The sequence below is a fragment of the Rhodobacteraceae bacterium M385 genome (assembly GCA_025141835.1).
Classification (GTDB): Bacteria; Pseudomonadota; Alphaproteobacteria; order Rhodobacterales; family Rhodobacteraceae; genus Gymnodinialimonas.
Window position 1 is genome coordinate 942,607 of sequence record CP081102.1, and the last position, 22,783, is coordinate 965,389.

Genomic DNA, 22,783 nt, shown 5'->3' on the forward strand with positions numbered 1-22,783 from the left:
GTGACGTGATCCTGCGCGGGCGAGGTTCTTTGGGACGGGACGTTTGGCACGGGCCGGACGTGGCCTATCCGCCAATTTCAATCCGGCGCCATTCTGAAGGGGGTTTTCCTACAACTCGGCGGAAGTCCTTGCTAAAATGATAGGGGTCCGAGAACCCGCATTGCAGAGATATTTCATCAAGCGTCTGGTTCGTTTCCAGCATCAGCTTTTGGGCCATGGTTAGGCGCAGGCCCCGCAGGAACTCTCGGGGTGTCAGGCCGATGTGTTTTTGGAACAACCGCCGGATCTGCGCCGCACTTGCCCCTGCGGTTTCCTCTATCTCCGCTGCCGTCCAGGGGGCGCTGGGGTCTGCGCGCATGGCGGCCACGGCCCGGTCCAAACTGCGGGGGGATTGGCGCTTTGTCTCAATTCTCTTTTGTTCCACCATCAGCTCCAGCAGGGAAGAAACGGCGGTGTTCAGCTTTAGATCTGTGTCGATGGTTTGCGTGCGAAGGCCGCTAAATAGTTCATTGAACCAACGCACTAGGGAGTGACCTTCTTTGATTGCAAGGCGGGTTTCAGATTTTCCCATCACCCGTTCTCGCAGGGCTGCCAAGTTGCTCCCCTGCACCCGACACCACATCACGGACCACGGATCTTGTTCGGATGCGGCATGGGCATGGGGCCGATCACCGGGCATCCAAACCAACTGGCCGGGGGCAACCGTGATCTTGGTGCCGTCGATCGTGACGGTGCCCTTTCCCGACAGGCAGTAGATAATATCATCCCCCGGACAAAAGGCGCGTCGCACCGTGTCGCCTGCCGCTGCGTCAAGCCATCCGGCGCGCAGAACGGTGAACAGGTTCATGTCATGCGCACTACTGGGAACGTAGTAATGGCTTTCGTGAATTGTCGCGGTCATGGAAAATATCTCATGCGCGTTTTATACATGAATTGGATGATTGTGTCCATGTTTTCGGCGCGAATCTGCACCTAGGGTTGAGGTGGGAAGAGGATACTGCGCAAACATCGACAGATGGCGCAGAGATAGAATGGGAGGGCCCGATGCTGGCACCGACAAAAGAAGAAATGCGCGCATATGAAGTCGATGGGTACTTCATTCGCAAAGGGTTCCTGAACACCGATGAAGTGAGTGATTTCCGCGATTCCGCCCGGCAGCAGTTGGAAGAAGAAAACGCCGCCGGTGATGTCATGCAAAAGGGCGACAAGTCCGGCAAAACGACCCTCCTGAAGCTGTGGAACACGGCGGGCGATGACAAGTACGGTCTGCTGGCTCGCGACGAGCGTATGGTGCGCATGTCCGAGGCGCTGATTGGCTCGGACATTTACCTCTACAGCCACAAGATGACGATGAAGCAGCCCCGTGAAGGTGGCGCTTGGGAATGGCACCAAGATTTCGGCTACTGGTATGAAAACGCGTGCCTTTCGCCTGAAATGCTATCGGTTTACGTGTCGCTTGATCCGGCCACGAAGGAAAACGGTTGCTTGCAAGTCCTGAAAGGCTCGCACGAGCTTGGGCGCTTGAACCATCTACGGGAAGACGGTCAGACCAACGTGCAGGCCGAGCATCTGGAAGCCGCGATTGAACGCTATGAGCGCATCTACGTAGAGATGGAGCCGGGCGACGCTTTGGTCTTCCACTGCAACCTGTTGCACCGCTCGGACGCCAATAACAGTGACACCTATCGCTGGGGTTACATCGTGTCCTACAATGCGGTTCACAACGCGCCGTTTGCGCGGATGCGGGACTACGGTAACTTTGAACAATTGAAGACGGTGCCCGCCGGAAGCTTCATGGTCGCATGATGGGGGGTGACATGAAAGCAAGCGCTCCCCCCGCCAGCCAACAACCACCCCGAGCTGCAAACGCTCGGGGGAACACCTCCTTTCTGCGCGCCGCCTTGGCGAAGAAAGAAACGGGGGTGTTTTTGGCGTTGCTGGTCATGTGCGTCGTTCTGTCGATCAGCAACGAATACTTCCTTTCGACGACGAACTTATTGAACGTCGGGCGACAAATTTCGCTGCTGGGGATCATGGCCGTGGGGATGACCTTCGTGCTGGTCTCGGGCGAGATTGATCTGTCGATCGGCTCCATCTACGCGCTTTGCGGCCTATCGACCGGTGCCTTGATTGTGATGGGGTGGACACTGTTTCCGGCCATCATGATGGGTCTGGCAATTGGCGCGGCCGCTGGTCTGGTGAACGGTCTGTTGTCCACCTATGGGCGCTTGCCGTCGCTGATTGCGACGCTTGGAATGATGTCCGTCATCCGAGGCTCTGCTCTTTTGATGACCGATGGACAGCCCGTGACGGTCAACGTGCGCCGTGGCGCGATGGAAAGCACCTATGATGCCTTTACGACCATGGGGCAGGGCTATCTGTTTGGCGTAGTGCCGATGCAGTTGGCCTTCTTCTTGCTGGTGGCCGTGCTTGGCTGGCTGTTGCTGTCGAAAACGGGTTTTGGCTTCCGGCTTTTTGCCGTTGGCGGCAGCACCAAAGCCGCCCGCGTGTCGGGCATCCATGTGGAGACCACAAAAATCTGGTCCTTCATCATCATGGGCCTGTTGGCCGCTTTTGCGGGGATCTTGGCGATGGCGTTCTTGCCAAGCGGCCAGGCTGGCCGCACGGGCGTGGGGCTAGAGCTGGACGTGATCGCCGCCGTCGTCGTCGGCGGTGCATCTCTGTCGGGAGGGACGGGGACAATCTTGGGCACGGTTCTGGGCGTGTTCATCATCGGCGTACTGCGAAACGGGCTGATCCTGTCTGGGGTCTCTCCGTTCATGCAGGAAGTGATGATCGGACTAGTGATCATCATTGCGGTTGCAATCGACAAGTGGAGCAGCCGTCAGGGCCGGGCCTAGGAGGGGCCCGCCCATTCAGAATTCAAAGGGAGGACTAACAATGAAACTGTCTTGGACACTGGCAATGGTCGCCGCGGGCGCCATGGTGCCTGCCGCAAGTTTTGCGGAAGAAGTGACACTGGCCGACTTCGATCTGGCGCAACGGATCGCGGACGGCATCGCTGCGGGCGATGATTTCGACATCTTGGTCTCATACCATGATGTCTCGAACGAATTCGCGCCGTTCATTCGGGAAGGCGTTGAGCGCGCCGATGCGGAAGAGGGCGTGAATGCTCGCATGGTCGGCCCCGTGGGTGCCGATGCGGACGCGCAGATCTCGGAAATTGAGACGCTGATCGGCCAGTACGACGCCTTGGCGATTTCTTCAGTCAGCACCGATGCCTTGTCGCCGCTGATTGACCGTTTGGTGGGCGAGGGTATTCCCGTTATCACTTACAACACCGATAACCCCGACAGCGCACGCTTGGTATTTGCGGGCCAAGATTTGGTTGAATCCGGCCGTGCGGCTGGCGCGTTGATGGGCGAAGTTTTGGGCGGCGAAGGCCGGGTTATCATCACAACGCTGGATGCGGCGGCGCAATGGTCGCTTGACCGTGAAGGCGGCGCGCGCGAAGCGCTGGCCGAGTTTGACGGCATCGAGGTTGTCCGCACCCTGAACACTGGCACCGACCCGCAGGAAATCTATTCGGCCATCGAGAACGCGATGCTGGCAGATCCTTCGATCACCGGTATCTTGTCGATGGAATGCTGCACCACACCTGCCGCAGGAGAATGGGTGGCCCGCAATGGCCGTGCCGGTGACGTTCAAATCGTGGGCTTTGACCTTCTGGACCAAACAGTGGAGCTGGTCGCCGATGGCGTGATCCAAGCCACCATTGACCAAGCCCCCGCCCGTCAGGGCTATGAGGCGGTCAACTTGCTGGTTCAGTTCCTGTCCGGCGAGGCGATTGATGACCTTGATACCGGTGTCGGCGTTTACACACCTGACAACATCTCGGAAATCCTGAACTAATTACACAATGTGCTGCGCGGGGATTGCCTGCGCAGCACTGCCTTGTTTTGCTGTCGGGGATGCTGATGCAGCCAATTCTAGAACTACGCAACATCACCAAACGCTTTGCCAGCGTCGTGGCGATGGATTCGGTTTCGATCCAGTTTCGCCCCGGCGAAGTTCATGCTGTGATCGGCGAAAATGGTGCCGGGAAAAGCACCATGATGAACATCATCGCGGGCGATTTGCAGCCCAATGGTGGTGAGGTATTTATCGACGGTGCGCCCATTGTGCTGGCTTCACCGCTGGTCAGCCGCGCCAAAGGGGTGAGCGTCGTTTTCCAAGAACTGTCTCTGTGTGAGAACCTGACGGTGGGCGAAAACGTGTTGCTGTCAGAGTTTGGCGCCCGCAATGCGCTGTCGCCGTTGTCGCCCCATCGCAGTGCCAAAGCCGCCCGTGCCGCGCTCGACCGGATCGGATTGGGCGAGATCGAGACAAGCACCCCCGTGGCCTCTTTGACCGTGGCGCAGAAGCAATTGGTCGAGATCGCCCGTGCGATTTCCCAAAACGCCCGCGTTCTGATCCTGGATGAGCCGAATTCGGCCCTGTCGCCCCGTGAAAGCGAACGCCTGTTCGATATCGTGAAAGCGCTGCGGGCCGAAGGTGTGGCGATCATCTATGTCTCGCACCACCTGCAAGAGGTCTTGGACCTTGCTGACACCATCTCTGTGATGCGCGACGGGCAGATGATTACGACTGTGCCAGCCGGGCCTGATGTCTCGGTTGAAGCCTTGGTCACCCATATGGTGGGCCGTACGCTGGATGCCCACGATCAATATGCCCTGCGCCCCGATGCCAATGCGCATTTGGGCAAAGTGGTTCTGGATGTCACCCAGCTTTCCGTCCCGGGAGAGATTACCGACGCAACCTTCTCGCTCCGCGCGGGCGAAATTCTGGGGGTGGCGGGGCTGCCTGACAGTGGCAAAGACATTCTTGCGGAGGCGATTTTCGGCCTCTGCCCGCGCGGTGGCGACGTGAAGGTAGGCGGTATTCGCCTGCAACCCCATCGCCCATTCCACACCATCGCCGCAGGTGTTTCTCTTGTGCCTGCCGATCGTCGGGGAGCGGGCGCTCTGCTAGAAATGAGCGTTGCCGAAAACACAGTATCGTCGTCCCTCAAGCGGTTCATGAACATGGGTTTTCTAAAGAACCGCGCGATCCGTAGCGAGGCACAGAAAAGTGTCGAAAACCTGGATGCACGAATTTCGGGCCTCGGTCAGAAGATCGGTACGCTGAGCGGCGGGAACCAGCAGAAGATTATCCTTGCTCGCGGGTTGCTGAACGGACCACGTATTCTGATCCTACATGAACCCACACGCGGCATCGACGTGGGGGCGAAGGCGGAAATCTATCGTATCCTCAAGGAACTCGCCGCTGAAGGCTTGGCGATCTTGATGATCTCGTCCGAATTGCCCGAGGTCGTTTTGCACAGTGGTCGGGTAATTGTGATGGCCGACGGGGTCGTGGCGGGCCATCTATCGGGTCTGCAAATTAATGAAGAAGCGATCATGGAACTTGCCGTCGGGGGCACCCATGATCACGGCACCGCAACGCGCAATCAGGAGGCGGTAGCATGAGCCGTTTAACAGTCGTCGGAAGTTTCGCGGTGGGGCTGACCATTCGCACGCCGGAAATGCCGATCTTTGGGCAAACCATCTTGGGATCAGACTTCGATTTCGGGCCGGGGGGGAAGGGCTCTAACCAAGCGGTCGGACTGGCGCGCCTTGGCATGGATGTGGGTCTTGTGACCTGCGTGGGGAAGGATGAATTGGCCAATGTGGCGCTGAACCTGTACCGCGAAGAAGGCGTTAGCAGCGACTTCGTTACTCAGGATGACCGCCGCGCGACGGGCGCGGGCGTGATCGTGCTGAACTCGGAAGGGAACAACTTCATCATCCTCGACATGGGCGCGAATGAGTTGATGGACCGCGCCTTCGTAGAAAAGGCAAGCGACCAGATTGCCGCCAGTGATGTCGTCATGGCAGTCCTTGAGATCCCGGTAGAAGCGGCCTGTACGGCAATGGAAATCGGCAAGGCAGGTGGGGCCAAGACGATCCTGAACCCCGCGCCGGCCACGCCTTTGCCAGATCATGCTTTCGCCAATGTTGATTTCCTGACGCCTAATGAGAGCGAGCTACGCATTTTGCTGGGTCTGCCCGCCGACGACCCTACTGGCACCCGCGATTTGGCCATGGCCCTGCGGGAACGCGGCGTGGGAACGGTGATTGTTACGATGGGCCCCAACGGTGCGCTGGTGTTGGGGCCTGATACCGATACTGTCGTACCATCGCCTCAGGTGGAGGTCGTCGATACCACCGGCGCAGGTGATGCGTTCAATGCGGGCTTTGCGGCGGCCTTGGCCGAGGGGCATCCGCTGCTGTCCAGCATTGCCGTGGGCACTGCCGCCGGTGCGCACGCCTGCACCCGTCTTGGCGTCATTCCCAGCCTCGCCACCCGGCGTGAACTGGCTGACTTTAGCGCCCAAACCAACCATCTCAACAAAGGAAGTCTCAATGAAACGTGGTGAATTGCTAAACGCAGAACTGTCGGCGGCCATCGCTCAGATGGGGCACGGCGACTTGATGATCGTGTGCGATGCTGGTTTTCCGATCCCATCGGACGCGTGGCGGATCGACTTGGCAATCAAGCAGGATTTGCCAGACTTGCAGACAGTGTTGTCCCTGGTCAATGATGCTTTCATTACCGAAAAAGTCAGCTACGCCGACGCCTTGCCCGACTACAATCCGGTGCTTCTCGACTACCTTAAGGACCAGTTCGACGATGCCGATCACGAGATGATCCCCCACGAGGTGATCTTGGGTGAAATGGCGGCGAAGGCGAAAGTTATCGTGCGCACGGGGGCGTTTGATCCTTGGGGCAACGTGCTGCTGTATTCCGGTGTTGATGTGCCCAAGTGGTTCTCGAAACCCGGTGTCGTTGCACCGCCAGAATACGCCAAGAAACTCAAGTAAACAGGTATCCCATGACTCGGATTTTCAGTTGGGCGGCGCAGGTCAGCGACCGTGATGCAACCGTTGCGTCATTGAAGGCGGCAAAAGGCAGCTTTGGGGCCTTTGCCCAAGTCACCGCCGAAACAGAGGCCGAGGCCCATGCCGCGTCTGAGGCCGGGATCGAGATGCTGGTCTGTCGCGCCAGCAACGTGGCCAAAGTCCGCAAAGGCGCCCCCCGCGCTTTCATCACCGCTGCGTTGGGGTTCGCCAATGCCATCACGGACGAGGAAATCCTGCGCACAGCCTTCGCCGCCCTCATCGACGGGGCCGACGCGGTGCTGACCGGGCGGCGGCTCGAGGTCGTGTCGCTTCTGGCGTCTGAAGACATCCCCGTCGTGGGCCACCTCGGCTTCGTGCCGCGCAAATCCACTTGGGTTGGCAACATCCGCGCTGTCGGCAAAACCGGGGACGAGGCGCTAGAACTGTTCCACAAGTTCCGCCGCCTTGAAGATGCCGGGGCCTTCGCCGTGGAATGTGAGCTGGTGCCCGCGCGACTGATGGCGGAAATCACGCAGCGATCCGGCCTTGTGACGATCTCGCTGGGGTCCGGCCCAAGCGCCGAGGTGGCGTTCTTGTTTTCGTCCGACATCTGCGGAGAAACTGACACTGTGCCGCGCCACGCGCGCAAATACGGGGATCTTGCCAGCCTCAATCGGCAGGTTGAGGCAGAGCGTATTCGCGCGCTCAGCGCGTTCCGCAAAGACGTTGCAGGCGCGGCGTTTCCGCAGGCAAGCGAAACAGCCACGATCCCGGATGAAGCGTTGGAACAGTTCCTGAACGAAGTGGATCGCTGAGGGGGGGGGCGCCCACCGCGCGCGTTTTCATCAAACTGTCACTTTGCACGGTTCATTAATTCATATATTCGTGAATTATGGAAATAGTGATTCCCAACCGCCTTTCGACCCTTGGCCATCCGCAGCGCCTTGCGGTGTTCCGACTGCTGATGCGTCGTTATCCAGATCGCGTTCCGGCAACCGAGCTAGCGCGGGCCCTTTCGATCAAGCCCAACACGCTTTCCACTTACGTGAACGCGCTGATGCAGGCCGGATTAGTGACGCAGGAAAGGGTCGGCACCTCTTTGCGCTACGCGATCCATATGGATGCCGCCCGCGAAACCATTGACTATCTGTTGAACGATTGCTGCCGAGGCCGGCCCGAGGTTTGCATGCCGAATGTTGCCGCCCTGCGTGAAGAATCCGCCCGCAAGGCCAATGTCCTGTTCATCTGCACCGGAAACTCTGCCCGGTCGATCTTTGCGGAATCGCTACTGCGTCATGTGGCGGGGGATCGGTTCGAGGCCTACTCCGCAGGCACCAATCCGAGAGAGGGCGTTAATCCCTTGGCGCTATCGGTGTTGCGCCAGCGCGGGCACGATGCTGACGGTCTCTACCCTCAAAGCATCGCGGATTTCCAAACTACCGCCGCCCCGGCGTTTGATTTTGTTTTCACTGTTTGCGACCAAGCCGCAAATGAAGAATGCCCGACTTGGCAGGGGCATCCCGTCAGCGCCCATTGGGGGCTGCCTGATCCGGTTGCTGTCTCTGGCACCGATGCTGACAGGGCCCGCGCGTTTCAAGAGGCATTTGACGTGTTGGAGCACCGCATAAGCGGTTTTGCAGCGCTGCCGCTCGCCTCAATGAGTCCTTTGGCTGTTCAAAGGGCGGTGGACGATTTGGGCCAATCTGACAAAGAAGGAATGCTGACATGACGACCTATGCCCTCAACGGTCTTGGCCGCATTGGAAAGCTGGCGCTGAAGCCTCTGCTGGAACGCGGCGCGAATATTGCTTGGATCAACGACGCCGTGGGCGACCCAGAAATGCACGCGCATTTGCTGGAGTTCGATACGGTGCACGGGCGGTGGAAAGCTGACTTTGCCCATGATGCCGATAGCGTGACCATAAATGGCACGCGGCTTCCTTTCATCGGGACGCGCAATCTCGGGGACCTGCCCTTGGAAGGCGTGGATGTCGTCATCGACTGCACGGGCGTCTTCAAAACCGAAGCCGCGCTAAGCCCCTATTTTGAGGCCGGCGTGAAGAAAGTTGTCGTCTCGGCACCGGTAAAGGACGGCAACGCCGCGAATATCGTGATGGGGGTGAATAACGACGTCTATTCACCCGACCAGCACCGCATTGTGACGGCAGCCAGTTGCACCACCAATTGCCTCGCCCCGGTGGTGAAGGTGGTCCATGAAAACCTGCGGATCAAGCATGGCTCCATCACCACGATTCATGATGTGACGAACACGCAGACCATTGTGGACCGCCCCGCGAAAGACCTGCGGCGGGCGCGTTCTGCGTTGAACTCGCTGATCCCCACGACCACGGGCAGCGCCACGGCGATCACCCTGATTTATCCCGAGCTGAAAGGTCGCCTGAACGGCCACGCGGTTCGGGTGCCGCTGTTGAACGCCTCTCTCACCGATTGCGTGTTTGAGGTTGAAAAGGCCACCACGGCAGAGGAGGTCAACGCGCTGTTCAAGGCCGCTGCGGAGGGGCCGATGAAAGGCATCCTTGGGTATGAAGAGCGTCCCCTCGTGTCCACCGATTACACCAACGACGAACGCTCCAGCATCGTGGACGCGCCCTCCACCATGGTTGTGAACGGGACGCAGGTGAAGATCTACGCTTGGTACGACAACGAAATGGGCTACGCGCACCGCTTGGTTGATGTGGCCATGTTGGTCGGGGCCAGCCTGTGAGCCACGCCGCCCAAAAGCCCAGTGGGGCAGCGGCCTATGTCACTGTGACCGCCGCCTATTGGGCCTTCATGTTGACGGATGGCGCGTTGCGGATGTTGGTGCTGTTGCACTTTCACACCTTGGGCTTTTCACCGGTTCAATTGGCCTATCTGTTCGTCCTTTATGAGGTGGCGGGCGTGGGTACGAACCTGTGCGCGGGATGGATCGCGGCCCGGTTTGGCCTGACCTCCACCCTCTATGCGGGCCTTGGGTTGCAGGTCATCGCGCTGTTGGCCTTGGCGATGCTGGACCCGTCCTGGGCGATAGGCGCCTCGGTCGCCTATGTCATGGCGGTGCAAGGCGCGAGCGGGGTGGCGAAAGACCTTGCGAAAATGTCCTCTAAATCGGCGGTGAAGCTGCTGGCCCCGTCCGAGGGCGGCGGGTTGTTTCGGTGGGTGGCCCTGCTGACCGGGTCTAAGAACGCGGTGAAAGGGGGGGGCTTCCTTTTGGGGGCGGCATTGCTGGCGAGCGTGGGGTTTGTCGCCGCCGTTTTGGGGATGGCCGCAATCCTAGCCGTGATCCTGCTGGCGGTGCTGGTCGCCATGCCTGCGGGCCTGCCCAAGGGCCGCAAGGGCGCGAAGTTTTCCGAGGTGTTTTCCAAGTCCGCCAACGTGAACTGGCTCAGCGCCGCAAGGGTGTTTCTGTTCGGGGCGCGGGACGTTTGGTTCGTCGTCGGCATCCCGATCTATTTCTACGCCGTGCTGTCCGATGGGTCCGAGGCCGGGAACCGCGCCACCTTCTTCCTGATTGGCAGTTTCATGGCAGGCTGGACCATCCTTTACGGTTTCGTCCAAGCTAATGCGCCCCGCATCCTTCGCGCCAAATCCCGGACGCAGGCCGATCTTCTGGGCGCGGCAAGGCAATGGGCGTGGGGCTTGGCCCTTGTGCCCGCCGTCTTGACGCTGGCGGCTTTGGCCACGGACGCACCGCAGCTTTGGCTGACGATCGTGCTGGTGGCGGGCTTGTTGGTGTTCGGGGCGGTGTTTGCGGTCAATTCCGCGCTGCACTCTTACCTGATCCTATCCTTCACCCACGCTGACCGGGTGACGATGGACGTTGGGTTCTACTACATGGCCAACGCTGCGGGCAGGTTGTTGGGCACGCTTCTGTCTGGCCTGACGTATCAGATTGGCGGCTTGCCCCTAATGCTGGGAACAGCGGCTGTCATGGTGACAGCATCGGTAATGGCAGCGGGGCAATTGGCCCCGGAAATCGAGGAAGGCACCAATTGATGGGTACGTTTGAACGCTATTTGTCCCTTTGGATCGCGCTGGCGATGGGGGCGGGGATCGCCCTTGGCAGCGCCGCGCCGGGGCTGATCTCGGCCATTGCCGCGGCCGAGGTGGCAAGCGTTAACCTTGTGGTAGCGGCTTTGATCTGGGCCATGGTCTATCCGATGATGGTGGGCGTGGACCCTGCCAGCCTGCGCGATGTGGTCAAGCAACCCAAGGGGCTGGCGATAACGCTGGTGGTGAATTGGCTTATCAAGCCTTTCACGATGGCTGCCCTTGGCGTCTTGTTTTTTGAGGTTGTATTCGCCGATCTGATCGCGCCAGAGGATGCGCAACAATACCTTGCGGGCTTGATCCTTCTGGGGGCTGCGCCTTGTACGGCTATGGTGTTCGTGTGGTCGCAACTGACCCGTGGCGACGAGAGCTACACCCTGTTGCAAGTCTCGGTGAATGACGTGGTGATGGTCTTCGCCTTCGCCCCGATCGTGGCGTTTTTGTTGGGCGTGACCGATATCGTGGTGCCTTGGGAAACGCTGGTGCTGTCGGTTGTGCTGTTCGTGGTATTGCCCTTCCTGGCGGGCTACCTGACCCGGCGCTATTTGCAAACCGAGGTGCGGATTGCAGCGTTTCAGGGGCGGATCAAACCGTGGTCCGTCATCGGCCTGATCGCCACTGTGGTGATCTTGTTCGGCTTGCAGGGTCAGGTGATCCTGGACCGTCCGCAGGTGATCGCGCTGATCGCGGTGCCGATCCTTTTGCAATCCTACGGCATTTTCGCGGTCGCTTACGGGGCTGCCCTGATGTTGCGCGTGCCGCACAGGATCGCGGCACCTTGCGCGTTGATTGGCACGTCGAACTTTTTCGAGCTCGCCGTGGCGGTGGCCATCAGCCTGTTTGGCCTGAACTCTGGCGCGGCTTTGGCCACCGTCGTCGGTGTGTTGGTAGAGGTGCCTGTGATGCTGTCCCTTGTGGCGTTCGCCAATCGGACCCGGTCCCGGTTCCCGGACGAATCGTAGGACTAGACGGGCACGCCCCCCTTGCGGTCTGGCCATAGGAAAGTCAGCCCGACGGCAAGGAACCAAGCAATTGCGCCAAGCCCAAAGACCGCGCCTGCCACATCCCCCAGCGCCGGGATCAGCGTGACGATGCCCGCGCCGCCCGCCAGTAGGCCGAGGGCGCAGACCGGCTTGGCAAGGCCGTTGGCCCGCCATGCCATCAGGCAGATGCAGGTGATCCAGACGCCGCCCGCAATCTCGTTGCCGCCGCCCAAGCCAAGCTCTACCGCGTGCAGGGTTTGCCAGAGGGACACAGCCGCGTCGGAGGGCAGGACGGTCACCCGTTCGACGGCGACATTGGCCACCATGCCTGCGGCCAGTACCAGTGTCACCCAGACCATCCCAAACCCGCGCGTGAGAGAACTGAAGTTTGGAGCCGCCCCCCGCAACCGGGCGTCCAACGCCATCACCAGAACCGCCAAAGCCAGCGCGTTCACGATGTAGATCACCGTGTTGAACGTAATCATCAGGCCGGGATTTTCTGTCGTAAAGGCAACGGCTGCGTTGATGTCGATCTGGTTTGTGCCAAAGCCCAAGGGGGCCAGCAGCGTGACGAGGAAGGCGAAGCCAAACAGGTAGGTTCCGGCGCAGGTCAGGGCGGCCAAACCGCCAGTAGTTTGCAGGTTCATCTCGGTGTCCCTTCACTGGGTAAGCGTGTTGGTGAAATGGTCGGACAAGCGGCGCGTTCCGTGCCGCTCTCCCACCATGTCTTGGGCCATCGCGGTCAAGAAAAACTGTGCTGGCCCGTGGATTTTGCGCGGCGTGACCCGAGGCAGCAGCCAAAGCGCCGCGCGACGCAGGCCATCGGGAAGCAGGGTGATTTTGGCGGGTGCTTCACGGCTGGCAAACGCAAGGCTCGCCACTTGTTTCAGGCTAAAGACCTCGGGCCCACCCACGTCGATCCAGGGGCGCTCTTGAGCAATTGCCTCGGCGCTGGCATGGGCCAGATCCGCGCCGTGGATGGGGTTGATCAGGCAAGATCCATCGCCAAACAGCCACACCCGCCCGGCTTCAGCCATCGCCAGAATATCGCCCATGTCCGAGAAATACCCAGATGGGGCAATCACGGTAGAGGGCAGGGCGCTTTGTTTCAGCGCCTCCACGAATGCGGATTTGGCGGCGACAAGGGGGACATGGCCCATGGTGTCCGCATGAAGCACATGGACATAGGCAAAACGGCCAACGTCCGCCGCTTCCGCCTCGCGCAGGAGGTTCAGATTGGCTTGATAATCCACGTCCCAATAGCCCAAGCCATCGGCTTGGCGAGTGATCCCAAGGGCCGAGATGACAAGATCCGCGCCAGACATCGTGCCGACCAATGTGGCGGGTTCCGTGGCCTCGGCCTCGATCAACTGATCGGCGCAAAGGGATTTGGCGCGGGACGCATCGCGCACAAGGGCCGCGACGTACCAGCCGCGCCGCTGATACTCTTCGCAAAGGTAGCGGCCAAGATAGCCGGTGGCACCTGCAATAAATACGGTTTTCATTCTCTTAACTCCAAACTCTCAAAGAAACGCAACGCACAGCACGGCGGCGGTCATGGCCAAAAGGACCGGCGTCCATAAAAAGCGCTCGGGGCGAGAGGGGCTGATGGCGTTGGCGATCAACGACAAGATCGTGATGCCCACCGCGCCCCAAAATACCAAAGCGGGCACCCGCGCCGCGATGACATCCGCGCGGGCCAGAACGACCCAAGCCATCGCGGCCAACAAAGCCCCCTGCACCACGGCCAGCGCCCGCCAAGCGGGTGGCAAGACGCCCGGATGCCGCCCGCCATTGGCGAAGCGACCCCAGGGTGCCCCCAGGATAAGGCCGATTTGCATAGCGATTGGCAGGGCGCAAAAGGCGGCGTAGATCAAGGCGGGGGTGGCTGGGGTCATGGGAAGCTCCGTTTCCGGTCTGGCTATAGGGGTGGGTTAGGCGCGCCGTCGGGAGATTGAGCGCAGGCTCAATCCGGTCAGAAGCGCGTGCAGGGCCACGTATCGGCGGCTGCGGCAATGAAGGATGCTATGGTTGATCATGGTGTGGTTCCCCCGTTTATCCGACGACCGCGTGGCCACGGCCCCGCAGGCATTCCACAACGATGGACTCGCGCCGCTCGCTCGCCTCGACCGAGCCGGAAACCCCGCCCGCCAAAGCGCCCGCAATCGCGCCGCCAAAGGCATCGCCGCCGGAATCCACATGGCCCAAAAGGGCGCCCGCGCCTGCGCCCAGAACCGCCGCCCCCATCGTGTCTTCGTCAAACTGGCGTTGGTTGCGGGCCAGCGTTTGGCACGACGATAGGTCCGATTGGAACGCGGGCGTCGGCGTGCCGTCCAGGATGGGTGTGTAGTTCGCGCCGCTATCGGCGCAGGCTGTCAGAAAGCAAACGCCCGCAATCGCGGTGGCGGAAAATGCTCTGATCGTGAGGGACTTCATGGGGTGACCTTTCTCGTCAATGTGATGAGAAGGCAGATAGGGGAGCGCCCCTGAAACCGGCATGACCGCTGGTATCAGGTGTTTGACACTTGGTAACAGAACGCGGCTTTAGGCGCCTTTTGCCAAGTAGGCAGTGGGGCTAAGGCCCGTCCACCGCTTGAACGCACGCACAAAGGACGACGCTTCCGAGAACCCAAGCAGATAGGCGGTTTCATTCACCGACACCTTTTGTGCGCTGAGGTAATCCAGCGCCATGCGTTTGCGCAGGGCGTCGTGGACCTCTCCGAAGGTGAGGCCTTCATCTTTTAGGCGACGGTAGAGGGTTTGACGGCTCATGCCGACGTCTTTGGCGACACGGTCCATGGAGATGCTGCCCTCGTGCAGATGCGGCAGAACGTGGGTCTCTACCAATCCGCGGGCGGTGGTGTCGGTCTCCAGCTCTTGCAACAGGGCATCGGCGTGGCGGGTGAAGATGCCGAAAGCATAGGCGTGGCCCGGTTCAAAATCCGAATCCGGCGTGTTCCAGATCGGATCAATCCGTAGCGCGTTGCGCGGGGCGTTGAAGGTCACGGGAAGGCGAAACAAGTCGGGGTATTCGTCCACATGGGGCGGCGGTGCGTAGGCGACCTCCAGGCTGATCCCGAAGGTCAGTTGTGGAAAGGCCGTGCGGAATTCGCTGATGAACCGCGCAAAACTGGTTTCGGTGCCGATAAATTCGGTCGCCGGCAGAATTTCGTGATCCACGATCCATAACCCCTCGGGCGTTTCCAGCAGCTCAAACCTTTCGCCGTCATGAAGGGGCATCTCGTCGGACATCAGCCGCATGTAGCGGTTCAATTGCTCGATCGAATGGGCGAGCGAGGCAGAGGTGTGAACGATTTGCCCCACGACTGACATGGTTTCCAGATCGGATTGAAACGTGTGTCGCAGTAGCAGGGCCGTGTCACCCGTCTGGCCCATCGCTGTGGCAATCATGGCCTGGTAGGCGGCCACGGGAATGCGGTTGTCCTGATTGCTCAGGTCCGCTTCGGTCAGGTTGCTGGCTTGCAGCAGGCTTGCGCGGTCCGCGCCCGCGTCTACGGCGAAATCTGCAAATGAAGCGGCGAAACCTGCCGCCATCGTAGGTGTGCTCATAAAATTGCACCGAAATCATAAAACCTTTGCGCCATTATCGTGCCAATTTTGGCGAACGACAACTGCGCTTCGGGGCCGCGCTGTATACCTGATAGAAAAACTAAGACTTGCCATAGGCGACTAAATTAGTCAGCTATGGCGATGAAGCCGAGTCGACCAGCGGGCCTTGCGTCTGTTCTGTCGTCGCGGTGCTAGATTTGTACAGACCAAGGGACACCCCACATGAACCGCCGCCCTCTCCTCCTTACCCTCGCCACCAGCGCGCTTGCGCTGTCCACGGGTTTCGCCGTCGCCCAAGATCGTGCCGATGTGCTTGAAACCTATGGCAACATTGCCGAGGCAGCCTATGCCGACAGCCTGACCACCGCGCAGGCGTTGCAGGTCGCAGTTAACGCCCTTGTGGAAGCGCCATCGGCTGAGAACCTTCAGGCCGCTCGTGCCGCGTGGCTTGCGGCCCGCGTGCCTTACCAGCAGACCGAAGTGTACCGTTTCGGCAATGCCGTGGTGGATGATTGGGAAGGCCGCGTGAACGCATGGCCGCTGGACGAGGGCCTGATCGACTATGTGGACGGTGGCTATGGCGGTCCTAGCGACGAAAACGAATTTGCCGCGCTGAACGTGATCGCCAATGCGACCTTCACCCTTTCGGGCACCGAAATTGACGCGTCCGAAATCACACCCGCGCTGTTGGAAGAGACCCTGCACGAAGCCGACGGGATCGAGGCAAACGTGGCCACCGGCTACCACGCCATTGAATTCCTGCTGTGGGGCCAAGACCTGAACGGCCACGGCGCAGGCGCAGGCAACCGCCCCTGGACGGATTACGCCACAGGCGACGATTGCACCGGCGGCAATTGCGACCGCCGCGCCCAGTACCTTGTTGCTGCGACCGATTTGTTGGTGAGCGATCTGGAATGGATGGCGGGCCAGTGGTCTGCGGGCGGCGACGTGCGCACGGCTTTGGCGGAAAACCCGGATGCGGGTATCTCTGCGATGCTGACGGGCATGGGCTCGCTTTCCTACGGCGAAGTCGCGGGCGAGCGGATGCGCCTTGGCGTGATGCTGAACGACCCCGAGGAGGAACACTCCTGCTTCTCCGACAACACCCACAACGACCACTACCTTGATGGTTTGGGCGTCCAGAACGTTTACTTGGGCGAATACGTCCGCGCCGATGGTTCGGTTGTTAGCGGGCCTTCGCTGTCTGATCTGGTAGCGGCAAGCAACCCGGACCTTGATACGGAAATGCGCGTGCGTCTGTCCAACACGATGCGCGAACTGGGCCAGATCGTGACGGCTGCGGAAAGTGGCTTTGCTTACGACCAAATGCTGGAGCGTGGCAACGAAGCGGGCGAAGCGCTGGTCATGGGCGGCGTCAACGGCTTCATCGAACAGACCCAGACGATTGAACGGATCGTTGCCGAGCTGGACCTTGATGCCATCGCGTTTGAAGGCTCTGACAGCCTCGACAACCCTTCGGCCGTATTCGAATAAACGGAGCTTCCCGATGATCGTTTGCCACTGCCAATCCATTTCAGACCACGATATTCATGCGGCTATCAACTGGATGAGAACCGCGGATGCGCAAACGGTCATCACACCGGGCAAGGTTTACCGGGCCCTGCAAAAGCGTGCAGAGTGTGGCGGGTGTCTACCGCTCTTCCTCGAGACGATGAAAAGCAACGAAAATCACAAGGTCCCCACAGGCTTCCGCATGCCTGAGGCCCCATCAATTAAGGAAACTGCCCATGAAAGGCGACAGCAAGGTAATTGAGTATCTCAACCGAGCCCTTCGCAGCGAGTTAACCGCAATCAGCCAGTACTGGTTGCACTACAAACTTCAGGAAGACTGGGGTTTGGGCCACATGGCAAAGAAAAGCCGTGAGGAATCCATCGAAGAAATGAACCACGCCGACAAGCTGATCGAGCGGGTGATTTTCTTGGAAGGGCATCCGAACCTGCAAAAGCTAGATAGCCTGCGCATCGGGGAAACCCCGAAAGAGACGCTGGAATGCGATCTGGCAGCTGAACTGGAAGCCCGCGCGCTTTACACCGAGGCTCGCGAGTATTGTTCTTCGGTCAGCGATCACGTCAGCAAAGATTTGTTTGACGCGCTTCTGACGGACGAGGAAGGCCATATCGACTTCCTGGAAACGCAGTTGGATCTGATCGCCCAAATGGGCGAACAGAACTACGCGCATCTGAACGCGACAAAGATGGACGAGGCCGAGTAACGCGCTTTCGGGCCGCGATTGCGCCTAGGTGATGCGGTCGGTCACATATCTTTAAGGGGGCGGTACATGGGATATCTATGTGTCGCCCTTTAAGGTTTTGAAAATGAACAAGACGCTCCCCCTACTGGTTGGCACGATTGCCCTTGCCGTTGGCATTGCGGCCCAAGGCGACACCTCTTTGCCTGTGCCCGCGTGGGAAGGGCTGGCTGATGTTCACCTGAACGTTATTCCCCGCACCGATGAAGAACGCGCCCGCATCGCGGCGGTCACCGCAGCGCCGGAGGATTTCACCACGGCGCTTCCGTTCGAGGAAAACTCTGCCGGGGCAGGGACCGTGCGCCCGCGGGCCAATGCCGATGCGTTTTCGCAGCCGTTGGATAACCTGAGCTTTGAGGATGAGCTGAACTTCCGCGTCGGCAACGGGCTGTTCCGCAGGCTTTGGGTTTCGCCGCCTGCCTCGACCTTGGCTAGCGACGGCCTCGGCCCGCTATATAACGCCCGGTCTTGTCAGCGCTGCCACTTGAAGGACGGGCGCGGGCATCCGCCCGAGGGGCCAGACGATAGCGCCGTGTCCATTTTCCTGCGCATCTCTATCCCTGCACCCACAATCACGGGCGGGCCTTTGTCCGAGATTGCAGACTACATCGCCACTCAGGGCGACCCGACCTATGGCACCCAATTGCAAGACTTCAGCTTGCCGGGCCATGGGGCGGAATACTCCTTCGACGTAACCTATGAGGAGGTCGAAGTTCCCCTGTCCGATGGCGAGACTGCCACCCTGCGTGCGCCCACTTACCGGGCAGCGGACCTTGGATATGGCCCGCTACACCCCGACGCGATGCTATCCCCGCGCGTGGCGAACCAGATGATCGGACTGGGAATGATCGAGGCTATTCCGGTAGAGGATATCCTTGCCAATGCCGACCCCGATGACCTTGACGGAGACGGGATTTCTGGCCGTCCGCAGATTGTCTGGTCGTTGGAATACGACCAACCGATGTTGGGCCGTTTCGGCCACAAGGCGGGCAATCCCACGATCCGCGAACAAAGCGCGGCGGCCTTTGCGGGGGATATCGGCATCTCTAACCCGCTGCATCCCGGCGGGTGGGGCGAATGCACCTTGGCTCAGGCCGATTGCCGCGCGGCGCTTCATGGGGGTGACGCAGAGCAGGATGGATTCGAGATTGACGATATCGGCCTCGATCTGGTGACGTTCTATAGCCAAAGCCTTGCGGTTCCGGCACGCCGTGACGTCGATGATCCCACCGTGTTGCGGGGGAGAGAGGTCTTTCACGCTGCCCAATGCGCTGCCTGTCACGTGCCAAGTTACGTGACCCATCGGCAAGAGGGCGACCCGGCCACCAGCTTCCAGTTGATCTGGCCCTACTCGGACCTGTTGTTGCACGACATGGGCGAAGGGCTGGCCGACAATCGGCCCGAAGGCCGCGCGACGGGCCGCGAGTGGCGCACCGCGCCGCTGTGGGGCATCGGGTTGACGCAAACCGTCAGCGGCCACAGCTATTTCCTACACGATGGCCGCGCGCGGTCCTTGCTGGAAGCTGTGTTGTGGCATGGTGGAGAGGCCGAAGCCGCCCGCGATGCAGTCGTCGCCATGCCTGCCCCCGATCGTGCCGCTTTGATTGCCTTTTTGGAAAGCCTTTAACATGCGCCTCCCCACCCTTGCCCTGCTTGCTGCCCTGCCCACATCTGTTGCGGCTCAAGACCATTCGGCTGCCATAGATGCGGCCCTTGATACCCATGTCTTGCCGGGCGTTGCCGAGCTCGCATCGGCCAGCGCCGCGTTTGCCGATGCCGCCGCGCAGGATTGCACGCCGTCGGCGCTGATCCCGGCCTACCACACGGCGTTCGATGCTTGGGCCCATGTGGCGCATTTGCGCTTTGGCCCGTTCGAGGCTGACAACCGCGCCTTCGCCTTGGCTTTTTGGCCCGACAGTCGCGGCGCCACGCCGCGCGCCTTGGCGCAACTGATCGACGACAGCGATCCGGTCGTCGGTGACTTGGCCGAGTTCACCAGCGTTTCCGTGGCAGGGCGGGGCTTTTACGCGATGGAGTTCCTGCTGTTTGATCCAGAGTTCACCGAAAGGGGCGGGGCGGATTACCGGTGTGACCTGATCCAGGTGATGGCCACGGACATGGCCACGACCACCGCCGAGATCGCGGCGGATTGGGAAGGCACGCACGCCGACCTGATGCGCAGCGCGGGCAGCAATGACCGCTATCAATCCCCGGAGGAGGCGATGCGCGCCCTGTTCAATGCGCTCACCACCGGGTTGGAGTTCAACGCCGATGTCCGCCTTGGTCGCCCCCTTGGCACCTTTGATCGCCCCCGCCCCAATCGGGCCGAGGCGAGACGGTCCGAGCGTAGCGTGCCAATGCTGGTGGCCTCTATGCAGGGCTTGTCCGAATTGACCGGGGCTTTGGCTGACGGCAGCCCCGACATGCAGGCAGATGTCGCGGCGCATTTCGATGCAGTGAACGAAGGGCTGGAGGCCTTGGATGATCCAGCGCTGGCAGGCGTCAGCGATCCGCAACGGCGGTTCCGGGTCGAGGTTTTGCAACAGCGTATCAACGAATTGCGCACGTTGATCCTGACAGAGATGGGGCCAAGCCTTGGGGTCTCGGCGGGCTTTAACTCTCTGGACGGGGACTGATGGTCGCGCGTCGGGCTGTTCTGGCGGGGCTTTTGGCGACGGGCCTGTCGCCTCAAACCTCTTGGGCCGATGCGGGGCATCCGGCCTATGTCACCGCGTCTTTACGTCCCGATGGGGTCTATTCCCTCTGCGGTTTGGACCCCTCAGGCCACCTCACGTTCGAGGTAGCGCTGCCTGACAGGGGCCACGCAGCGGCGGTGCATCCAAGCCGCCCCGAGGCTATCGCCTTCGCCCGTCGCCCCGGCACCTTTGCGATCGTGATCGATTGCAGCACCGGTGCGCAAGTGGCCCGGATCGAGGCACCAGAGGGCCGGCATTTCTACGGCCACGGGGTGTTTTCGGCCGATGGTTCGCGGTTGTTCACCACCGAGAACGACTATGACGCCGCCCGTGGGATGATCGGCATCTGGGATGCGGCGCGGGGCTATCGTCGGATCGGTGAATTTGCCTCAGGTGGGGTTGGACCTCATGATATTTTGCGCCTGCCGGGAAGCGGCACCCTTGTGGTGGCCAATGGTGGGATCGAGACGCATCCTGATAGCGGTCGGGCCAAGTTGAACCTGCCCATCATGCGCCCCAACCTGAGCTACCTGTCGTCCGAAGGCGTTCTTCTGGACCAGTTTGAGCCCGCGCCAGAAGATCACCTGAACTCGATCCGGCACCTTGATGTGACCCCCGACGGCACCGTGGCATTTGCGATGCAATGGCAGGGTGATCCGGCGACGGCCCCGGCGCTTCTGGGCCTGCACCGGCAGGGGGAGGCGGCGGTTTTGCTGGCCCCTGACGCCGCGCGCCACGGCGCGATGCAAGGCTATGCAGGCAGCGTGTCGTTCTCGGGCGATCATCGGCGTGTCGGCATCACCTCGCCCCGTGGCGGGTTGCTTCAGGTCTTTGACGTGGCGCGGGGCGATTTTATCGAGAGCGCTTCCTCGGGCGATGTTTGCGGGCTAAACCAGCACCCCGCTGGCGGCTTCTGCTTCACCAACGGCAGTGGCACGGTGGGGCGGTTTGACGGCGGCGCAGCCGTACACAACTTGACCTCCCACACGCGGGCCTTCGACAATCATCTGGTGCGCCTGTAGGCTTTTGGCGGGGCCCCGCCTAATGTCTCCTGAAAGGCTCAACCCGATGATTGCCAGCTTGATGATGTACCAACGGGCAGAGCTGTCGGTGGCCCATGATCGCCTGTGGGTACTGATCCGCGATGGTTTGCGGGGCCGGGGCATCCAAGCGCCCGACGCCTTATCGCAGGAGGCCGATGAATTCACCGTATGGCGTGACCCGCATTTGGCGCTGAGCCAGACCTGCGGAATGCCGTATCGGCTTTGGCTGCACGATCAGGTTTCGCTGGTTGGTACGCCGGATTACGGCGTCGATGGCTGCCCTCCGGGGTACTATCGCAGCGCCTTGGTGGTGCGCGCCGATGATCCGCGTGTGGACCTTTCCGTGTTCGGAACCGCGCGGTTTGCGTATAATCAAAACTTCTCCCAATCAGGCTTCGCAGCCCCCTATTGGCACCTTCAGGCGCGCGGGTCTTTCTTCGCGGATCGGGTGCAGACGGGGGGGCATCTGGCCTCGGCCCGCGCGGTGGCAGAAGGAGCGGCAGATATCGCGGCGCTTGATGCCGTGTCATGGCGCAATATGGAGCGGTTTGAGGCATTCACCGCGCAACTGCGGGTGCTCGACTGGACCGCCCCAACCCCCGGCCTGCCGCTCATCACAGCGGCGCGAAACGACGCAGACGCGGTCTTTGAAGTGGTGCAAGACGCCATCGCCACGCTTGCGTCGGATGACGCCCAAGCCCTCGGCCTGAAAGGGATCATCCGCATCCCCAAGGCGGATTATCTGGCCGTGCCGAACCCGCCGGGGACGCCGGTTACTTCCCCCTAATACGCCCTGTCCGGCGTTCTACGGCCCGCCCTTGGGCTACCCCTTTGCGCCCGGCTCCAGCAGGGCAAGAAGATCGAGCAGTTTTTCGAAATTCTCGTCCCCCAATTGAGCGCGGGTATCTGCGGCGATCTGAGCCGCGGTGCCGGAGCATTCGTCAATGATCTTCTGCCCCTCATCGGTGATCGCGATGAAATGGCGGCGGCGGTCCACATCGTCCCGTGTCTGGCTCACCAGCCCCTTCTCACGCATCTTCGCCGCGATCCGGGTGAGGCTGGGGAACAATAGGCTGGCACGCTCGGCCAGAGTGGTGGCGTCCAACGGACCATTCTCGGACAGCACCCGCAAGACACGCCATTGTTGCTCGGTGATACCGGTCTCCGATAGCATGTCGCGGATCGGGGCCATGACGCCTTCGCGGGCGCGGATCAGCGCGATGGGCAAAGATCGCGAAGTGGGGGGGAGTTTCTGCATAGGGCGGGCCAT

25 protein-coding genes are annotated in these 22,783 nt (G+C 60.8%); 18 read left to right on the forward strand and 7 right to left on the reverse strand.

The features are described 5' to 3' along the window. Positions 1–64 precede the first annotated feature (64 nt). On the reverse strand, positions 65–901 hold the full coding sequence (locus K3728_04620; GenBank protein ID UWQ96520.1) for an AraC family transcriptional regulator: 837 nt from the start codon (positions 899–901) through the stop codon (positions 65–67). A gap of 143 nt (positions 902–1,044) precedes the next feature. Between K3728_04620 and K3728_04625 the strand changes: the two genes are divergently transcribed. The 11 genes from K3728_04625 to arsB all read left to right on the forward strand — a co-directional run bounded on the left by K3728_04625 (position 1,045) and on the right by arsB (position 11,913). After that, on the forward strand, positions 1,045–1,806 hold the full coding sequence (locus K3728_04625; GenBank protein ID UWQ96521.1) for a phytanoyl-CoA dioxygenase family protein: 762 nt from the start codon (positions 1,045–1,047) through the stop codon (positions 1,804–1,806). A gap of 11 nt (positions 1,807–1,817) precedes the next feature. Beyond that, positions 1,818–2,861: an ABC transporter permease gene (locus K3728_04630; protein UWQ96522.1), complete on the forward strand. Its 1,044-nt coding sequence runs from the start codon at positions 1,818–1,820 to the stop codon at positions 2,859–2,861. A gap of 40 nt (positions 2,862–2,901) precedes the next feature. Beyond that, a complete protein-coding gene (locus K3728_04635; protein UWQ96523.1) occupies positions 2,902–3,873 on the forward strand; it encodes a substrate-binding domain-containing protein in 972 nt (323 codons plus the stop codon). 59 nt (positions 3,874–3,932) lie between these two features. Continuing rightward, positions 3,933–5,489 (forward strand): sugar ABC transporter ATP-binding protein, encoded by a 1,557-nt coding sequence (locus K3728_04640; protein ID UWQ96524.1) that lies wholly within the window; start codon positions 3,933–3,935, stop codon positions 5,487–5,489. Beyond that, positions 5,486–6,439, forward strand: a complete 954-nt coding sequence (locus tag K3728_04645; protein UWQ96525.1) for a ribokinase — start codon at positions 5,486–5,488, stop codon at positions 6,437–6,439. Before K3728_04640 ends, K3728_04645 begins: the two co-directional genes overlap by 4 nt. After that, on the forward strand, positions 6,426–6,884 hold the full coding sequence (rbsD, locus tag K3728_04650) for a D-ribose pyranase (protein ID UWQ96526.1): 459 nt from the start codon (positions 6,426–6,428) through the stop codon (positions 6,882–6,884). The genes K3728_04645 and rbsD overlap by 14 nt, the downstream gene beginning before the upstream one ends. Before the next feature lie 11 nt (positions 6,885–6,895). Beyond that, positions 6,896–7,717 carry a 3-methyl-2-oxobutanoate hydroxymethyltransferase gene (locus K3728_04655; protein UWQ96527.1) on the forward strand — a complete coding sequence of 274 codons (822 nt, stop codon included), beginning with the start codon at positions 6,896–6,898 and terminating at the stop codon, positions 7,715–7,717. Between the two features lie 77 nt (positions 7,718–7,794). Further along, positions 7,795–8,631 carry a helix-turn-helix domain-containing protein gene (locus K3728_04660; GenBank protein UWQ96528.1) on the forward strand — a complete coding sequence of 279 codons (837 nt, stop codon included), beginning with the start codon at positions 7,795–7,797 and terminating at the stop codon, positions 8,629–8,631. Continuing rightward, the gene (locus K3728_04665) at positions 8,628–9,626 is read left to right on the forward strand and encodes an ArsJ-associated glyceraldehyde-3-phosphate dehydrogenase (GenBank protein UWQ96529.1); all 999 of its coding nucleotides are present in this window, start codon (positions 8,628–8,630) and stop codon (positions 9,624–9,626) included. The genes K3728_04660 and K3728_04665 overlap by 4 nt, the downstream gene beginning before the upstream one ends. Beyond that, positions 9,623–10,897, forward strand: a complete 1,275-nt coding sequence (gene arsJ / locus K3728_04670) for an organoarsenical effux MFS transporter ArsJ (GenBank protein ID UWQ96530.1) — start codon at positions 9,623–9,625, stop codon at positions 10,895–10,897. The genes K3728_04665 and arsJ overlap by 4 nt, the downstream gene beginning before the upstream one ends. Further along, positions 10,897–11,913, forward strand: a complete 1,017-nt coding sequence (arsB, locus tag K3728_04675; protein ID UWQ96531.1) for an ACR3 family arsenite efflux transporter — start codon at positions 10,897–10,899, stop codon at positions 11,911–11,913. The genes arsJ and arsB overlap by 1 nt, the downstream gene beginning before the upstream one ends. Before the next feature lie 2 nt (positions 11,914–11,915). Here the strand turns inward: arsB and K3728_04680 are convergent, their stop codons facing one another. The 5 genes from K3728_04680 to K3728_04700 form a co-directional block, all read right to left on the reverse strand. Further along, complete coding sequence (locus tag K3728_04680) at positions 11,916–12,581, reverse strand: hypothetical protein (protein ID UWQ96532.1); 666 nt, start codon at positions 12,579–12,581, stop codon at positions 11,916–11,918. Positions 12,582–12,593: 12 nt separating this feature from the next. Beyond that, positions 12,594–13,439 carry an SDR family oxidoreductase gene (locus K3728_04685; GenBank protein ID UWQ96533.1) on the reverse strand — a complete coding sequence of 282 codons (846 nt, stop codon included), beginning with the start codon at positions 13,437–13,439 and terminating at the stop codon, positions 12,594–12,596. 18 nt (positions 13,440–13,457) lie between these two features. Further along, complete coding sequence (locus K3728_04690; protein ID UWQ96534.1) at positions 13,458–13,832, reverse strand: hypothetical protein; 375 nt, start codon at positions 13,830–13,832, stop codon at positions 13,458–13,460. 157 nt (positions 13,833–13,989) lie between these two features. Further along, positions 13,990–14,370, reverse strand: coding sequence for a glycine zipper family protein (locus K3728_04695; GenBank protein UWQ96535.1), 381 nt, complete (start codon positions 14,368–14,370; stop codon positions 13,990–13,992). Between the two features lie 108 nt (positions 14,371–14,478). Beyond that, complete coding sequence (locus K3728_04700; protein ID UWQ96536.1) at positions 14,479–15,504, reverse strand: AraC family transcriptional regulator; 1,026 nt, start codon at positions 15,502–15,504, stop codon at positions 14,479–14,481. A 222-nt stretch (positions 15,505–15,726) separates the two neighbouring features. Here K3728_04700 and K3728_04705 point away from each other — a divergent pair, with 222 nt between their 5' ends. From K3728_04705 to K3728_04735, 7 genes are all read left to right on the forward strand, one after another. Continuing rightward, a complete protein-coding gene (locus K3728_04705) occupies positions 15,727–16,998 on the forward strand; it encodes a peptidase (protein ID UWQ96537.1) in 1,272 nt (423 codons plus the stop codon). 13 nt (positions 16,999–17,011) lie between these two features. Then, the gene (locus tag K3728_04710; GenBank protein UWQ96538.1) at positions 17,012–17,278 is read left to right on the forward strand and encodes a (2Fe-2S)-binding protein; all 267 of its coding nucleotides are present in this window, start codon (positions 17,012–17,014) and stop codon (positions 17,276–17,278) included. Beyond that, positions 17,253–17,738 carry a bacterioferritin gene (gene bfr, locus K3728_04715; protein UWQ96539.1) on the forward strand — a complete coding sequence of 162 codons (486 nt, stop codon included), beginning with the start codon at positions 17,253–17,255 and terminating at the stop codon, positions 17,736–17,738. Before K3728_04710 ends, bfr begins: the two co-directional genes overlap by 26 nt. 103 nt (positions 17,739–17,841) lie before the next feature. Next, a complete protein-coding gene (locus K3728_04720) occupies positions 17,842–19,401 on the forward strand; it encodes a c-type cytochrome (protein ID UWQ96540.1) in 1,560 nt (519 codons plus the stop codon). Between the two features lies 1 nt (position 19,402). Next, positions 19,403–20,410 carry an imelysin family protein gene (locus tag K3728_04725; protein ID UWQ96541.1) on the forward strand — a complete coding sequence of 336 codons (1,008 nt, stop codon included), beginning with the start codon at positions 19,403–19,405 and terminating at the stop codon, positions 20,408–20,410. Continuing rightward, entirely contained in the window at positions 20,410–21,492 is a 1,083-nt protein-coding gene (locus K3728_04730; protein ID UWQ96542.1) for a DUF1513 domain-containing protein, read from the forward strand. Before K3728_04725 ends, K3728_04730 begins: the two co-directional genes overlap by 1 nt. Before the next feature lie 46 nt (positions 21,493–21,538). Further along, entirely contained in the window at positions 21,539–22,300 is a 762-nt protein-coding gene (locus K3728_04735) for a PhnD/SsuA/transferrin family substrate-binding protein (GenBank protein UWQ97452.1), read from the forward strand. Positions 22,301–22,336: 36 nt separating this feature from the next. Here the strand turns inward: K3728_04735 and hpaR are convergent, their stop codons facing one another. After that, entirely contained in the window at positions 22,337–22,783 is a 447-nt protein-coding gene (gene hpaR, locus K3728_04740; protein UWQ96543.1) for a homoprotocatechuate degradation operon regulator HpaR, read from the reverse strand.

Coding starts and splice junctions, on each gene's coding strand:
- K3728_04620 (UWQ96520.1), bottom strand. CDS start 901: ATGACCGCGACAATTCACGAAAGCCATTACTACGTTCCCAGTAGTGCG.
- K3728_04625 (UWQ96521.1), top strand. CDS start 1,045: ATGCTGGCACCGACAAAAGAAGAAATGCGCGCATATGAAGTCGATGGG.
- K3728_04630 (UWQ96522.1), top strand. CDS start 1,818: ATGAAAGCAAGCGCTCCCCCCGCCAGCCAACAACCACCCCGAGCTGCA.
- K3728_04635 (UWQ96523.1), top strand. CDS start 2,902: ATGAAACTGTCTTGGACACTGGCAATGGTCGCCGCGGGCGCCATGGTG.
- K3728_04640 (UWQ96524.1), top strand. CDS start 3,933: ATGCTGATGCAGCCAATTCTAGAACTACGCAACATCACCAAACGCTTT.
- K3728_04645 (UWQ96525.1), top strand. CDS start 5,486: ATGAGCCGTTTAACAGTCGTCGGAAGTTTCGCGGTGGGGCTGACCATT.
- rbsD (UWQ96526.1), top strand. CDS start 6,426: ATGAAACGTGGTGAATTGCTAAACGCAGAACTGTCGGCGGCCATCGCT.
- K3728_04655 (UWQ96527.1), top strand. CDS start 6,896: ATGACTCGGATTTTCAGTTGGGCGGCGCAGGTCAGCGACCGTGATGCA.
- K3728_04660 (UWQ96528.1), top strand. CDS start 7,795: ATGGAAATAGTGATTCCCAACCGCCTTTCGACCCTTGGCCATCCGCAG.
- K3728_04665 (UWQ96529.1), top strand. CDS start 8,628: ATGACGACCTATGCCCTCAACGGTCTTGGCCGCATTGGAAAGCTGGCG.
- arsB (UWQ96531.1), top strand. CDS start 10,897: ATGGGTACGTTTGAACGCTATTTGTCCCTTTGGATCGCGCTGGCGATG.
- K3728_04680 (UWQ96532.1), bottom strand. CDS start 12,581: ATGAACCTGCAAACTACTGGCGGTTTGGCCGCCCTGACCTGCGCCGGA.
- K3728_04685 (UWQ96533.1), bottom strand. CDS start 13,439: ATGAAAACCGTATTTATTGCAGGTGCCACCGGCTATCTTGGCCGCTAC.
- K3728_04690 (UWQ96534.1), bottom strand. CDS start 13,832: ATGACCCCAGCCACCCCCGCCTTGATCTACGCCGCCTTTTGCGCCCTG.
- K3728_04695 (UWQ96535.1), bottom strand. CDS start 14,370: ATGAAGTCCCTCACGATCAGAGCATTTTCCGCCACCGCGATTGCGGGC.
- K3728_04700 (UWQ96536.1), bottom strand. CDS start 15,504: ATGAGCACACCTACGATGGCGGCAGGTTTCGCCGCTTCATTTGCAGAT.
- K3728_04705 (UWQ96537.1), top strand. CDS start 15,727: ATGAACCGCCGCCCTCTCCTCCTTACCCTCGCCACCAGCGCGCTTGCG.
- K3728_04710 (UWQ96538.1), top strand. CDS start 17,012: ATGATCGTTTGCCACTGCCAATCCATTTCAGACCACGATATTCATGCG.
- bfr (UWQ96539.1), top strand. CDS start 17,253: ATGAAAGGCGACAGCAAGGTAATTGAGTATCTCAACCGAGCCCTTCGC.
- K3728_04720 (UWQ96540.1), top strand. CDS start 17,842: ATGAACAAGACGCTCCCCCTACTGGTTGGCACGATTGCCCTTGCCGTT.
- K3728_04725 (UWQ96541.1), top strand. CDS start 19,403: ATGCGCCTCCCCACCCTTGCCCTGCTTGCTGCCCTGCCCACATCTGTT.
- K3728_04730 (UWQ96542.1), top strand. CDS start 20,410: ATGGTCGCGCGTCGGGCTGTTCTGGCGGGGCTTTTGGCGACGGGCCTG.
- K3728_04735 (UWQ97452.1), top strand. CDS start 21,539: ATGATTGCCAGCTTGATGATGTACCAACGGGCAGAGCTGTCGGTGGCC.
- hpaR (UWQ96543.1), bottom strand. CDS start 22,783: ATGGCCCGCCCTATGCAGAAACTCCCCCCCACTTCGCGATCTTTGCCC.